Raw genomic sequence first — 12,393 nt, forward strand, 5'->3', positions numbered from 1 at the left:
TTACCATGCGAGAGTTACGGGTGATCTTGGGATTCTGCGCGTCGCGCGCAGATCATGCAGGGCGTCGCGGTCGGCGGTGAACGGAGCGCCGGGGCGCCGGGGAACGCGGTGATCAGCTCGTCGAGGCGCTCGCGGGAGCCGGGCCGATGGCCCTCCGGCGGCCGCGGCCCCACCCCGAACGCCTCCCGCAGGACCGCTTCCTCGCCGTCCTCTTGACCGGCGGGTGCCGCCGCAAGGGCCCGTTCCACATCGTCGCGGGTCAGGACGGCGCCGCACCGGCCCAGCAGCGCCAGCGTCGCGCGCCCCGCCGACGGCAGCGCCCGGACCCGTGCCGCGATCTCCAGGGCCTCGGCGGCGGGCAGCCGCGGCGCCACCTCGCCGAGCACCGCCAGGAGGCGGTCGCGGTGGGCGTCGCCGATCCCGGCCAGGCCGTCGGCGAGGGTGCGCGCCGAACGCGCGAACGCGCCCAGCTCCGCTTCGCTCCACGGTGGCGGGCAGAGCCGCAGGGTGAACCGCAGCACCGCGTCGCGGCTGTCGTCAGCAGCGGCCAGGTCGAGCCAGTGCGCCAGCAGCGGCCGCAGCCGCTCCGGCCGGTCCACCGCCTCGGGATCACGCTCGTGCAGCTCGACGGCCTGCCGCGCCGCGCCGGCGTGCCAGTGCCCGGCGGCCAGCTCGTCCAGCGGGCCGGCCGGTGCCGCCGCCTCCGGCAGGAGCCGCAGCAGCGCCCGCCCGGCGGGGGAGCCCTGATCCGCCAGGGCACGGACCGCCCGCTCGGGAACACGCCCGGCCAGGGCGCGCACCAGCAGCTCGCGGGCGCGCTCGCCGGCGGCGCCGTCGGCCGCGGCGACCACGGTGGCGGTGTGCGCGTCCCCGAGGATCGCGCGCAGGGCCTCGCCGATCGACTCGCGCAGGCCCGGGTTGTCGTGGCGGCCTAGCCAGGACAGCAGCTCCGGCACCGCCGCCGGGGAGCCCGCGCGGACCAGCGCCTCGGCGGCGGCCTTCTTGACGTTCATGTTGGGGTGGCCGAGCAGGCCCGCGATCGCCGCCGCGGCGCCGCTCGCGCCCGCCCGTCCCAGCGCCGTCACCGCCTGGCGGGCGGTCTGCGCGTCGGCCGCGCCGGTGAGCGCCACCAGGCTCGCCGCAAGCGCCCGCGCGCCGTGCCCGCCCGGATCGCGGGCGAGCAGCGCGATCGCGTGCTTGCGGACGTGCCGGTCCCGGTCGCGCAGCAGCGGATGCACGCGCGCGCGGATCCCGGCGGAGGGGATGTCCAGCAGCGCTTCCAGGAGCACCGCCCGCTCGGTGTCCGAGAGGCCCGGGTCGTCCAGCAGGTCCAGGATCACGCTCGCCGCCAGCGCGTCGCCCGCCTCCTGCGCGCCGGCCGCGTCCAGCAGGCAGTGCGGCCGGAGCGCGCCCCGCTCGTGCAGCCGCTCGCCCAGGCCGCGCAGGGCGGCCACCGCCTCGGGCGGGATCCGCGGCTCGCGCGCCGCCACGTTCAGCAGCAGATCGGCCAGGACCGGCACGGTCCCGGCGTCGCCGTGCCGCGCGAGCCGGCACAGCGCCTCGACCGGGAGGTCCGGGTCCAGGCCCGCCCGCAGCAGCTCCAGCTCCCGGGGGTCGGGACGGCCGAGGTCGGACGCGATGCGCGCGGGCAGGCGGCGCGGGTCGAGCCCGGCGAGCAGGGCGCGCCGCTCCGCGGGATCCTCGGTGAGGTGCCACAGGAGTCCGAGCGCGCGGTCCCGTACCGGCATGAGGTACGCGGCGGCGGTGCCGCCCGCCACGCCCAGCGCCTCGCGCAGGAACGCGGCCGTCCGCTCGCCGCCCACGGCCTCCAGCGCGCCCAGCGCCGCGTCCGGGGAGCGGGGCAGCACGGACAGGACGGCGTCCTCGGCGGGCTCGTACCGCAGCGCCCGGATCGCCTCCAGGACCGGGCCCGGATCCGGTGCGGCCGCCAGCAGCCCGGCGGCGGCCGCGCCGACCGGCAGTCCGCCCGTGCCCTGCGCGGCCAGCGCCACCAGCAGCTCCATCCGCCGGGGCAGGCAGGGGCCGTCCGGTCCCGCGCCCGCCAGCTCGGCCAGGAGGGCGCGCCGCGAGGTGTAGAGGAGAGCGGCGACGTCCTCGGCCTCGACGGTGTGGTCGGCGAGCGCCAGGGCGACGATCGCGGGGACGTGCCCGTCGCCCGGGAAGTGCCCCCGCCGGTGCATCTCCCGCAGGCACCGGACGGCGGGGCCCGCGAGCAGCAGCGGGTCCGTCCCGGCGATCTCCAGGACGCCGCCCACGTCGGCGCGGGTCGCGAGCCCGCCCAGCAGCTCCAGCGCCCGGCGCCGGAGCGCGGGCGGCCGGTCCGGATCGGCCGCGGCGGCCCGCAGCTCCTCCGCGCGGCCGAGCCGCGCCGCCGCCTCGACCGCGGCCCCGGCGGTGGCCGGGTCGTCGAGGAACCGGGCGAACCGGTCGCCGGGCAGGGGATCGACCGCCGCCCACGGCGCGGCCAGCTCCCGCAGCGCGCCCTCGGCGACGCCGGGCGGCGACGCCCCGTCCGCGAGCAGCGCGAGCAGCACCGCCCGCGCGCGGGCCGGGGCGAGCAGCGCCGCCCGCACGGCCTCGCGCGTGAGCCGCAGCGCCTCCGCGCGCAGCACCGGATCGTCCCGGCCGGCCAGCGCCCGCACGAGCCCGCCGGGATCGGCGGCGTCGAGCGCCTCCAGCCCGTGCACGGCCTGGTAGAGGAGCTCCCCGGCCGGCTCGCCGGCGGCGGCCGCCGGATCGCGGGCGATCTCGGCCCGCAGCCAGGCGATCCGCACCGGCACCGGCAGGTCCGTCTCCCGCCACCGCGGCCCGGGCCCCGGCCCCGGGGACCGCAGGTACCGCCGGGCCGCCGCCAGCGCCGCCTCGGGCGACGCGTCCCAATCCCCGTGATCTGGAGCCATACCGGCCGATACTAGGGTCCGGCCCCGAGGCCGCTCGATCGGTTATCCGGCCGCGTCAGGGGGCGCCGAGCGCCTCGGTCACCGGGCGCGTCGCCCCGTACCGGACCGGTACGGCGGTCAGCACCGCGACGACCGCCAGCGTCGCCGGGAGCACCGCCACGAGCCAGGGGACCGGCACGCCGGCCGACGCTCCCGAGCCGCCGAGCGTCCGCGCCGCCGCGTACACCAGCAGGCCCAGCGGCACGCCGCCCAGCGCCGCGAGCGCGGCGGGCAGCAGCTGGGCCGCGGCGAGCCCCGTGGTCACCTGCCGGGGCGTCCCGCCGACCGCCCGGGTGAGCGCGGCGGTGCGGAGGTTGTCGAGCGAGGTCGTCCAGGCCGTCAGGACCGCGTTCACCCCGGCGAGCAGCAGCAGCGCGACCGACATCACCAGGACGATCTGGCTCAGCCGCTCGGTGACGGGGTTGCCCGCGCCGGGCACGAAGTCCGGGCCGAGGAGCCCGGCGTCCTTGCGGTCCACGTCCCGGTTCATCGCCAGCGCCGCCACGACCATCGCCACGGTCACCGTCATGCTCAGCCCGGCCAGGACCGTCCGGCGGGGGCGGCGGGCGGCGATCCGGGCGCCGAGCAGCAGGGGCAGGGGGAGCGGCAGGCCCGTGAACGCCGCGGCCGGCCGGGACCGGCGCGGCCCGCGCACCGGGTCCGTGAGCGCGCGGACCGTGCTGAGCCTGGCCCCGCGCAGCGCCGGGACGGCCGTGGCCGCGGCCGTCACGCCGAGCGCGACCGCCAGGACGATCAGGACGGTGGCGGGCGAGGGCGCGGGCGTCCCCGCGTCCAGCAGCCCCGCGTTCGGGGCGGTGAGCAGCGGCGCGGCGGCCCAGCCGCCGAGGAGGCCGAGGACGGCCGCCGCGACCGCGATCGCCAGATGCTCGGCCAGCAGCACCGCCGCGACCATCGCCGGGGTCGCGCCCGCCACCTTCAGCAGCCCGACCCGCCGGCCCTGCTCGGCCAGCCGGCCGCCGACCAGCAGGGCCACGCTCATCCCCGCCAGGATCGCCAGCGCCCACGTGCCGCCGAGCAGCGTGTCGTTCGCCAGGTGCAGCTCGGCGGTCGCGTACGCGCCCATGTCCTGCCAGGCCCGCACGTCCTTGTGGGCGGCGGCGAAGGCGGGTGCGGCGGCCGGATCGGCCAGGCGCAGCGGCATGGTGAGGCGCGGCTCGCCGGCGTCGGGGAGCCGGGCGGTGTCGGCGCGGGTCAGCCACACCAGGCCGGGGGAGGACGAGGGGTACGGGACGCGGCCGCTGGTGATCGCGATGCCGGCGACGGGGAAGCTCCGCCCCGCGACCTCGATCCGGTCACCGGGGCGGACGTCCAGGGCCTCGGCGAAGGCCCGTTCCACCACCGCCGAGCCGCGGGAGATCCAGCGGCCGTCGGTGACCCGCGGGCGGTCGAGGCGCGCGGGCGCGGCGTCGCGGCCGTGGACGACCGCGTTGACCGTGACGTCCCGCACGCGGAGCCTGCCGCTCACGGCCGGGTAGGGGCGCGCGGCCTCCGCGACCTCCGGGGCCTTCGCGAGCGCGGCGAGCGTGCGGGCGTCCCCGGTCGCCACCGCGTCGGGCCCGGCGGTCGCCGCCCGGGTCCGGTCCCAGGGGGCGCCTGCCACGTCCCGGACGAGGAGTCCCAGCGTGAGCGTCGTGGTCGTGGCGGCGATGATGATCAGCAGCAGCACGGCCTGGGCCCGCCGCCGGCGCAGGTCGCGCAGCGCCAGCCGGGCGACGACGCGGCCCATCAGAAGTCCACCCCGGTGAGGCTGCCCAGGCCGGGCGCGCGGCGGGCGAGGACGGTCTGGTCGGCGAACGCGCCGTCCCGCATGGTGATCAGCCGGTCGGTGGCGCCGGCCACCCGGGAGTCGTGGGTGACGATGACCAGCGTGCGGCCCTCGGCGCGCAGGGCGTCGAACAGCCGCAGCACGTCGGTCGCGGCGGCGCTGTCGAGGTTGCCGGTCGGCTCGTCGGCCAGCAGCAGCCGCGGGTCGTTCACCAGCGCGCGGGCCACCGCGACCCGCTGGCGCTGGCCGCCCGACAGCTCCGCCGGCAGGTGCCCGGCGCGCCGGGCGAGGCCGACCCGGTCGAGCAGCTCGGCCGCCCGGTGCCGGGCGGCGCGGCGGGACGCGCCCGCCAGCAGCGCGGGCAGCTCGACGTTCTCCCGCGCGGTCAGCTCGTCGACCAGGTGGAACGACTGGAAGACGAACCCGATCGCGCGGCGGCGCAGCCGGGCCGCCGCCGCCTCCGGCAGCCCGTCGATCCGCCGCCCGGCCAGCCACAGCTCGCCGCCGTCGGGGCGGTCGAGCCCGCCCAGCAGGTGCAGCAGCGTGGACTTCCCGCAGCCGCTGGCGCCGACGATGCCCAGCGCCTCGCCGGGCGCGACCGCCAGATCGACGCCGTCGACGGCCCGTACCAGCGACGGGCCCGCGCCGTAGTGCCTGCGCAGGCCGCGGGCCCGCAAGACGTAGTCCACGTTCATTCCTCTCTCGCCGACCAGTGGGCCGCGCACGATTCCAGCCACGTCAGGTCGGCCCGCAGCCGCAGCGCGGTCCCCTCCAGGAGCAGCGCGGCGCCCGATCCGGCGGGCTGCGCGAGCGCCGCCCGCTGCACGTCGGCGAGGCGGCGCAGCAGCTCGCGCCGCTGCGCGTCGACGACGGCGACCGGATCGGCGAGCCGGGACGCGGCCGCGGCCACCAGCTTGAGGTGGAACTCCGCGGGCGCCGGCCGGCCCCAGCTCACGTCCGCCAGCCAGGCCGCGACCCGGTCGCGGCCCGCCGGGGTGAGCTCGTAGACCTTGCGGTCCGGCCGGTCGGACTGGCCGACCACCCTGGCCTCCACGAGCCCCGCCTTCGCCAGCCGGCGCAGCGTCACGTACACCTGGCCGGCGTTGAGCTCCTCGCCCAGCGGCCCGAGCGCCTCCTGGAGCCGGGCGCGCAGCTCGTACCCGTGCGAGGGCTCCTTGGCGAGCAGCGCGAGCACCACGTCCTGCACGGCGGGCTCCTCCCTGACGACAGGACCATAGCTAACCGTTATCCAGAGCGAGGGTCAAGCCGACCCCGGCGCGGCCGGGATGACCTGCGGTGATTTTGTCGTAGGCGCGCGAGACGATGAGGGCATGAGCGAGACGCCGGGCATCACCGAGATCAGCGACCAGGCCGCCTACGCCGACGCCGTCGAGACGGCCGTCGCCGCCGCGGCGGCCTACTACGGCGCGGGCGACTCCGCGCTCGACGACGACGCCTACGACCGCCTGGTGCGCGGCATCGCGGCGTACGAGGCCGGGCACCCCGAGCACGTCCTCCCGGACTCGCCCACCGGCAAGGTCGCCGGGGGAGCGGTGGTCGGCGACGTGCCGCACACGGTCCCGATGCTGAGCCTCGACAACGTCTTCTCCGCCGAGGGCCTGGAGAGCTGGGCCGCCGGCCTGGAGCGCCGGCTCGGCCGCCCGGTGGAGCGGTGGAGCGTGGAGCCCAAGCTCGACGGCCTGGCGATCTCGGCGCGCTACCGCGACGGCCGCCTCGTCCAGCTGGTCACCCGCGGCGACGGCACCGCCGGTGAGGACGTCTCGCACGGCATCGGCATGATCGTCGGCCTGCCCGGCCGGCTGGCCGAGCCCGTCACGGTCGAGCTGCGCGGCGAGGTGCTGATGACCCACGCCCAGTTCGAGGACGCCAACACGGCGCGCACGGGCGCGGGCCATCCGGCGTTCGCCAACCCCAGGTCCGCCGCCGCCGGCTCGCTGCGCGCCCGCGACCGCGACTACCAGGTGGCGATGACCTTCTTCGCCTACGGCGCCCTCCCGATGGACGACTCGCTCCCCGAGCTGCGGACCCTCCCGCACAGCGAGATCATGGACCGGATCGCCGCCTGGGGTGCCCACACCAGCGCCGCCACCCCGGTCGCCGGCGTCGTGTGCGAGGACGTCGCGGGGATCCAGGAACGGGTCGAGCGGATCGCCGGGCTGCGCGCCGAGCTGGAGTTCGGCATCGACGGCATCGTGATCAAGGCCGATCTGGCCGCCGACCAGGAGCAGGCCGGCAACTCCTCGCGCGCGCCCCGCTGGGCGACCGCGTACAAGCTGCCCGCCACCGAGAAGATCACCCGGCTGCTGGACGTGGAGTGGAACGTCGGCCGCACCGGCATCATCGCGCCCCGCGCCGTCCTGGAGCCGGTCGAGGTGGACGGCTCCGTGATCACCTACGCCACCCTGCACAACGCCGGCGACATCGCCCGCCGCGACCTCAAGATCGGCGACCATGTCACCGTCTACAAGGCCGGCGACGTCATCCCCCGCGTCGAGGCACCGGTCGCGCACCTGCGCACCGGTGACGAGACCCCGATCCCGATCCCCGGCGCCTGCCCCCGCTGCGGCGGCGAGATCGACGACTCGCAGAAGCGCTGGCGCTGCTCCCAGGGCCGCGCCTGCCACGCCATCGCCTCCGTCCGCTACGCCGTGGGCCGCGACCAGCTCGACATCGAGGGCCTGGGCGAGAACCGCATCGACCAGCTGGTCGCGGCCGGCCTGATCGCCGACTTCGCCGACCTGTTCACCCTCGGCCGCGACGAGCTGCTCAAGCTCGACCGCATGGGCGAGACCAGCACCGACAACCTCCTCGCGGCCATCGAGGGCGCCAAGTCCAAGCCGCTCAACAAGGTCTTCTGCGCGCTGGGCGTGCGCGGCACGGGCCGTTCCATGTCCCGCCGCATCGCCCGTCACTTCGCCACCATGGACGAGATACGCGCCGCCGACGCCGAGGCGTTCCAGGAAGTCGACGGCATCGGCCCGGAGAAGGCGCCCGTCCTCGTCGCCGAGATCGCCGAGCTGGCCCCGCTCATCGACAAGCTGGTCGCCGCGGGCGTCACCATGACCGAGCCCGGCGCCACGCCCCCCGGCGAGGAGCCCGCCGCCACCGCCGCCCTGCCCCTGTCCGGCATGTCCGTCGTCGTCACCGGCTCCATGAGCGGCCCCCTGGCCGACCTGTCCCGCAACGAGATGAACGAGCTCATCGAGCGCGCCGGCGGCAAGGCCTCGTCCTCCGTCTCCGCCCGCACCTCCCTCCTGGTCGCCGGCGAGAAGGCCGGCTCCAAGAAGGCCAAGGCCGAGAAGCTGGAGATCGAGATCATCACCCCGGACGAGTTCGCCGCCCGCGTCAAGGACCACCTCTGACCCGGCGGTCCGCGCCGCCGGCTCGAGACCGGATACGGTCGGGAGCATGATCGAGGCCGTGCTGTGGGACGTCGACGACACGCTCTTCGACTACTCCGGCTCGGACCGGCTGGCCCTGTCGCGGCACTTCGCCGCCGAGGGCCTGCCGTCCGGCGAGGCGGCGTTCGAGCGCTGGCGCCGGGCGACCGCGGCCGCGTACGAGCGCCTGGCGCTCGGGGAGGTGACGTACGAGGAGTACCAGCGCGAACGGGTACGCGGCTTCACCGGCCGGGCGCTGAGCGACCCGGAGGCGGACGCCTGGCTAGGCCGCTACACCGCCCTGTTCGAGGCGGCGTGGACGGCGTTTCCCGACGTGCCGCCGTCGCTGGGCTCCCTCCCGTACCGCCAGGGGATCCTGTCGAATTCCAGCACGGTGCACCAGGAGCGCAGGATGGCGGCCCTGGGCCTGCGCCACCACTTCGAGGTGCTCCTGTGCTCGGACGCCCTCGGCTGCGCCAAGCCCGATCCGTCCGCGTTCCGGGCGGCCTGCGCCGCGCTGGACCTGCCGCCGGCCGCGGTCGCCTACGTCGGCGACAACTTGGACCTGGACGCCGTCGCCGCCCGCGACGCGGGCCTGACCGGCATCTGGCTCGACCGCGCCCGCACCCCGGCCCGGGAACCGCACGGCGTGCACCGCATCGCCACCCTCACCGACCTCCCCGCCCTCCTGGCCGCCCTGGCCGCGTCCCCGAGCACCGACGGAACGGACTGACCCGGGCCCGCCCGCTCACACCCGCCTCCCGCCCGAGTGAGGCGGCGGAGCCGAGTTCCTCGACAACGGCGTGGCCGCGATGACCCTCGGCACGCGCGCGGGTCCGCTGCGGCGTCATGGGTTTCTCGTCACTCCGCAGCGTGGCCGATGAGTTTGTGGCTCCCTGCTGGTCCAAGCTCGTGACACCCTAGGAAAGGACACCGCCATGTCGGAGCTTCTCGTCGACTTCATCACCTCCCTCGACGGCCACGCGTCGGCAGAGGGATGGCCCGGGTTCTGGGGCCTCGAGGGTCCGGAGTACCTCGCATGGCTCGGCGAGCAGCCCGAGGCCACCCACCTGATGGGAGCGAACACCTACCGCCAGATGTCGGGCTTCGCCGCGGGCGAGGTCCCGAACGGCCAGGACGAGTTCAGGCCCGAAGAAGAGGCGTCCGTCGACGAGCTCACACGAGCGTCCAAGGTGGTGTTCTCCTCCTCACTCGAGGAGCCGCTGACGTGGGCCAACTGCACGCTCGTCCGCGACGACGCCGTCGAGGCCGTCCGCGCCATGAAGTCGAGTGGCTCGGGGCTCCTCACCACGATCGGCAGCCTCAGCCTGTGCCGGTCCCTGCTCCGCGCCGGACTCGTCGACCGCTTCCGGGTCGTGATGTTCCCGGTGATCACCGGGGCCACGGGCGACGAACGCATCTACGACGGCTATCCGGACGTCGCCCTCGACATGATCGACCACCGCACCTTCGACGGCCGCATCCAGCTGGTCGAGTACAAGCCCCGCGTGCTCGAGCACCCGCCGCTCGGCGCCCCTGCCTGACGTCGCCCCGTCCGCGTGCCTGTGGCCGCTCTGGCCGGGATGACCGCCCGGACCCACCCAACCGTCCGGTGCCACGCGTGGGTCATGGCTGCGCGAAGCGGTGGCGGTAGGCGGAGGGGGACAGGCCCGTGTGGCGGTGGAGGTGGGTCCGGAGGCTGGCGGTGGTGCCGAGGCCGGTGGCGCGGGCCACGGCGTCCAGGCGCAGTTCGCCGCGTTCGAGGAGGCGGCAGGCCAGGGCGACGCGCTCGCCGGTGAGCCAGGCGAGCGGGGTGGTGCCGAGTTCGGCCTGGAAGCGGCGGTGCAGGGTGGCCGGGCTGACGGCGGCGCGGGCCGCGAGGGCGGCGACGGTCAGCGGGCGGTCCAGGCGCTCCTGCGCCCAGGCGAGGACGGGCCCCAGGGACGTGTCGGGGATCTCGGGGACCGGCCGCCGGACGAACTGCCGCTGGCCGCCGTCGCGATGCCCGGCGAACACCAGCCGCCGCGCCACGGCGTTGGCGATCTCGGCGCCGTGGTCGCGGCGGACGAGATGCAGGCCGAGGTCCAGGGCGGCCGCGCTGCCGGCGGCCGTCAGCACGTCGCCGTCGTCGACGAACAGCACGTCCGGACGCAGGTCGACGTCCGGGAAGCGGGCGCGGAACGACTCCGCCCAGCGCCAGTGGGTGGTGGCCCGGCGGCCGTCGAGCACGCCCGCGGCGGCCAGGGTGAACGCGCCGGTGCAGAAGCTGACCAGGCGGGCGCCGCGCGCGGCGGCGCGCCGGACGGCGTCCAGCACCTCCGGCGCCGGGTCCGCGTCGGGGTCGGGCCGGTTGGGGACGATCACGGTGTCGGCGCGGTCCGCGGCCGCCAGATCCGCGATTCCCGCCATCGTGAACATCCCCGCGTGCATGACCGCCGCGCCCGCGGGGGCACAGAGCGCGAAGTCGTACCAGGGGCGGTCCAGTTCGGGGCGGCGGAGGCCGAACAGCTCGGTGGCCACCCCCAGCTCGAACGGGTTCGAGCCCTCACCGACGATCATCACGACCCGGTGCGAGAATCCTTGCGGCATATGCGATTCCTAGCACTCACGGCCGGGCCGGGTCGAGCGGCAGGGTCGTCCCATGAGCGATGAACCGATCGAACTGGGGGCCGCGCTGGCCTCGTTCACCGAGATCTGGAGCCCGCGGATCGTGGCGCGGGTGAACGACTACGACGTGCGGATCGCCAAGGTCGAGGGCGAGCACGTCTGGCACGCCCACGACGGCACCGACGAGTTCTTCCTGGTCCTGGGCGGCGAGCTGGACATCGCCCTGCGCGAGGACGGCTCCGAACGGACCGTCCGGCTGAGCGAGGGGTCGGTGTTCGTCGTGCCGCGCGGCGTCGAGCACCGGCCGTCCTCGCCCGCCGGGGCCTCGATCCTGATGTTCGAGCCGGCCGGGACGCTGAGCGTGGGGGACCGGCACGAGTCCGTTCCCGCCCATGTCGACGCCACCCGGGGCCATGCCCTCTCCGGACCCGCCGGCGCGTAGGGTCTACCGGGCGGGGCGCTCACGGGTGAAGTACGCGCGGCCCTGCGACCGCAGCAGGACGGCCAGCACGTACGCCCCCGCGAGCGCCCCTCCGCCCAGAAGCAGGCCGAGCACACTTTGCAGGACGCTCGGCGCGCCCATGAGGACCGTGAGCGCTCCGGTGCCGATCAGCAGGGCCTCGAAGACGACGATCCCGGCCCGCACGCCGCGGCGCCCGCGGGTGAAGCTCGCGGCGAGCACCAGGCCCGGGACCGCGATCACCAGCAGGGGCGCCGAGAAGATCACCGGGATCAGCAGGTAGGGGGCGGACCCGTCGTCCGGGATCCCCTCCGTCACCACGATGGCGGCGACCAGTGCGTTCGGGAGGAGCCAGGCGAGGGCGGCCAGTGCCGCCTGCGCCCACAGGAGCACATGGGCCGCGGCCACCGGGCCGGTCCGCTGAGCGGTCGTGTTCATACCGGCAGGCTCTCCCGCGCGCGGTCCGTGCGCATGAGCGCAAGTACTCAAGCCCTGGGAGCGCGCCTACCCGAGCAGGGCAAGGGACGCGCCACCGCGAGTAAGATCATCCGGATGTCGCCGCAATTGCTCGGTCTGCTGGTCGGTTCCGGTTTCGGAACCGCGTTCGTGCTCGCCAACGCGGGCGCCCCCCTGCCGGGACCGGTCGGCGTCGCGCTGCGCGTCCTCGCGCTGCTGTGCCTGGCCGCCGTGGTCGTCACCGGATTCCGTACGGACCGGCGGGGAGGGGAGCCGCGCGGCGGCGCGCGCCCGGGATGGTTCGGCCCGAAGTTCGGGCTGGTCGTGGTCGCCGAGTTCGCGCTGATCTTCGGCGGGATCGCGGTCCTGCGGGCGCTGGACGCGCCTCAGGAGGTCAACGTCGCCTGGATCGCGCTGATCGTCGGGCTGCACTTCGTCGCGCTGGCGCCGGTCTGGAAGCGGCGCGCCATCGCGGTCCCGGGCGTGCTGCTGGCCGTGCTGGGCGCGGCCGGGATGGCGATGGCCGCGGCGCCGGCGGTGGAGTGGATCCCGTTCGTCAGCGGCGTCCTGTCGGGCGCCGTGCTGCTCGGCGGATCGCTGTACGGGGCCGCCCGCGGCTGAGCCTGATGACCAGGTGACCCGGCTCCTGCAGGGCGTCTCGGCCGGCGGCGAGTACGGGGGCGCGGTGCTGATGACCACCGAGCACTCCGACCGCGGGCGGCG

11 protein-coding genes are annotated in these 12,393 nt (G+C 76.3%); 5 read left to right on the forward strand and 6 right to left on the reverse strand.

Annotated features, from left to right (window positions below; all coding sequences use genetic code 11):
• Positions 1-14 precede the first annotated feature (14 nt).
• The 4 genes from AB0881_RS40825 to AB0881_RS40840 are packed head-to-tail and all read right to left on the reverse strand — an operon-like array spanning position 15 to position 5,953.
• Positions 15-2,921: a HEAT repeat domain-containing protein gene (locus AB0881_RS40825; RefSeq protein ID WP_366626207.1), complete on the reverse strand. Its 2,907-nt coding sequence runs from the start codon at positions 2,919-2,921 to the stop codon at positions 15-17.
• Positions 2,922-2,976: 55 nt separating this feature from the next.
• Positions 2,977-4,707 carry an FtsX-like permease family protein gene (locus tag AB0881_RS40830; RefSeq protein ID WP_366626209.1) on the reverse strand — a complete coding sequence of 577 codons (1,731 nt, stop codon included), beginning with the start codon at positions 4,705-4,707 and terminating at the stop codon, positions 2,977-2,979.
• On the reverse strand, positions 4,707-5,441 hold the full coding sequence (locus AB0881_RS40835) for an ABC transporter ATP-binding protein (RefSeq protein ID WP_366626211.1): 735 nt from the start codon (positions 5,439-5,441) through the stop codon (positions 4,707-4,709). The genes AB0881_RS40830 and AB0881_RS40835 overlap by 1 nt, the downstream gene beginning before the upstream one ends.
• On the reverse strand, positions 5,438-5,953 hold the full coding sequence (locus AB0881_RS40840; RefSeq protein WP_366626213.1) for a PadR family transcriptional regulator: 516 nt from the start codon (positions 5,951-5,953) through the stop codon (positions 5,438-5,440). The genes AB0881_RS40835 and AB0881_RS40840 overlap by 4 nt, the downstream gene beginning before the upstream one ends.
• 124 nt (positions 5,954-6,077) lie before the next feature.
• Between AB0881_RS40840 and ligA the strand changes: the two genes are divergently transcribed.
• From ligA to AB0881_RS40855, 3 genes are all read left to right on the forward strand, one after another.
• Positions 6,078-8,129: an NAD-dependent DNA ligase LigA gene (gene ligA, locus AB0881_RS40845; RefSeq protein WP_366626215.1), complete on the forward strand. Its 2,052-nt coding sequence runs from the start codon at positions 6,078-6,080 to the stop codon at positions 8,127-8,129.
• A gap of 46 nt (positions 8,130-8,175) precedes the next feature.
• Positions 8,176-8,880: an HAD family hydrolase gene (locus tag AB0881_RS40850; protein WP_366626217.1), complete on the forward strand. Its 705-nt coding sequence runs from the start codon at positions 8,176-8,178 to the stop codon at positions 8,878-8,880.
• A gap of 205 nt (positions 8,881-9,085) precedes the next feature.
• Positions 9,086-9,691 carry a dihydrofolate reductase family protein gene (locus AB0881_RS40855; protein ID WP_366626219.1) on the forward strand — a complete coding sequence of 202 codons (606 nt, stop codon included), beginning with the start codon at positions 9,086-9,088 and terminating at the stop codon, positions 9,689-9,691.
• 82 nt (positions 9,692-9,773) lie between these two features.
• Here AB0881_RS40855 and AB0881_RS40860 read toward each other — a convergent pair whose 3' ends face one another.
• Positions 9,774-10,736, reverse strand: a complete 963-nt coding sequence (locus AB0881_RS40860; RefSeq protein WP_366626220.1) for a helix-turn-helix domain-containing protein — start codon at positions 10,734-10,736, stop codon at positions 9,774-9,776.
• A gap of 52 nt (positions 10,737-10,788) precedes the next feature.
• Between AB0881_RS40860 and AB0881_RS40865 the strand changes: the two genes are divergently transcribed.
• Complete coding sequence (locus AB0881_RS40865; protein WP_366626222.1) at positions 10,789-11,196, forward strand: cupin domain-containing protein; 408 nt, start codon at positions 10,789-10,791, stop codon at positions 11,194-11,196.
• A 3-nt stretch (positions 11,197-11,199) separates the two neighbouring features.
• Here the strand turns inward: AB0881_RS40865 and AB0881_RS40870 are convergent, their stop codons facing one another.
• A complete protein-coding gene (locus AB0881_RS40870; protein WP_366626224.1) occupies positions 11,200-11,652 on the reverse strand; it encodes a hypothetical protein in 453 nt (150 codons plus the stop codon).
• A 114-nt stretch (positions 11,653-11,766) separates the two neighbouring features.
• On the opposite strand from AB0881_RS40870, the gene AB0881_RS40875 reads away from it, so the two are divergent.
• Complete coding sequence (locus AB0881_RS40875; protein ID WP_366626226.1) at positions 11,767-12,291, forward strand: hypothetical protein; 525 nt, start codon at positions 11,767-11,769, stop codon at positions 12,289-12,291.
• The last annotated feature ends 102 nt before the right edge of the window (positions 12,292-12,393 follow it).

Source organism: Spirillospora sp. NPDC029432 (genome assembly GCF_040703975.1).
Classification (GTDB): Bacteria; Actinomycetota; Actinomycetes; order Streptosporangiales; family Streptosporangiaceae; genus Spirillospora.

Excerpts from the sequence above, each read along its gene's own strand:
- AB0881_RS40825 (WP_366626207.1), bottom strand. The coding sequence starts at position 2,921 with ATGGCTCCAGATCACGGGGATTGGGACGCGTCGCCCGAGGCGGCGCTG.
- ligA (WP_366626215.1), top strand. The coding sequence starts at position 6,078 with ATGAGCGAGACGCCGGGCATCACCGAGATCAGCGACCAGGCCGCCTAC.
- AB0881_RS40835 (WP_366626211.1), bottom strand. The coding sequence starts at position 5,441 with ATGAACGTGGACTACGTCTTGCGGGCCCGCGGCCTGCGCAGGCACTAC.
- AB0881_RS40850 (WP_366626217.1), top strand. The coding sequence starts at position 8,176 with ATGATCGAGGCCGTGCTGTGGGACGTCGACGACACGCTCTTCGACTAC.
- AB0881_RS40870 (WP_366626224.1), bottom strand. The coding sequence starts at position 11,652 with ATGAACACGACCGCTCAGCGGACCGGCCCGGTGGCCGCGGCCCATGTG.
- AB0881_RS40865 (WP_366626222.1), top strand. The coding sequence starts at position 10,789 with ATGAGCGATGAACCGATCGAACTGGGGGCCGCGCTGGCCTCGTTCACC.
- AB0881_RS40860 (WP_366626220.1), bottom strand. The coding sequence starts at position 10,736 with ATGCCGCAAGGATTCTCGCACCGGGTCGTGATGATCGTCGGTGAGGGC.
- AB0881_RS40875 (WP_366626226.1), top strand. The coding sequence starts at position 11,767 with ATGTCGCCGCAATTGCTCGGTCTGCTGGTCGGTTCCGGTTTCGGAACC.
- AB0881_RS40855 (WP_366626219.1), top strand. The coding sequence starts at position 9,086 with ATGTCGGAGCTTCTCGTCGACTTCATCACCTCCCTCGACGGCCACGCG.
- AB0881_RS40830 (WP_366626209.1), bottom strand. The coding sequence starts at position 4,707 with ATGGGCCGCGTCGTCGCCCGGCTGGCGCTGCGCGACCTGCGCCGGCGG.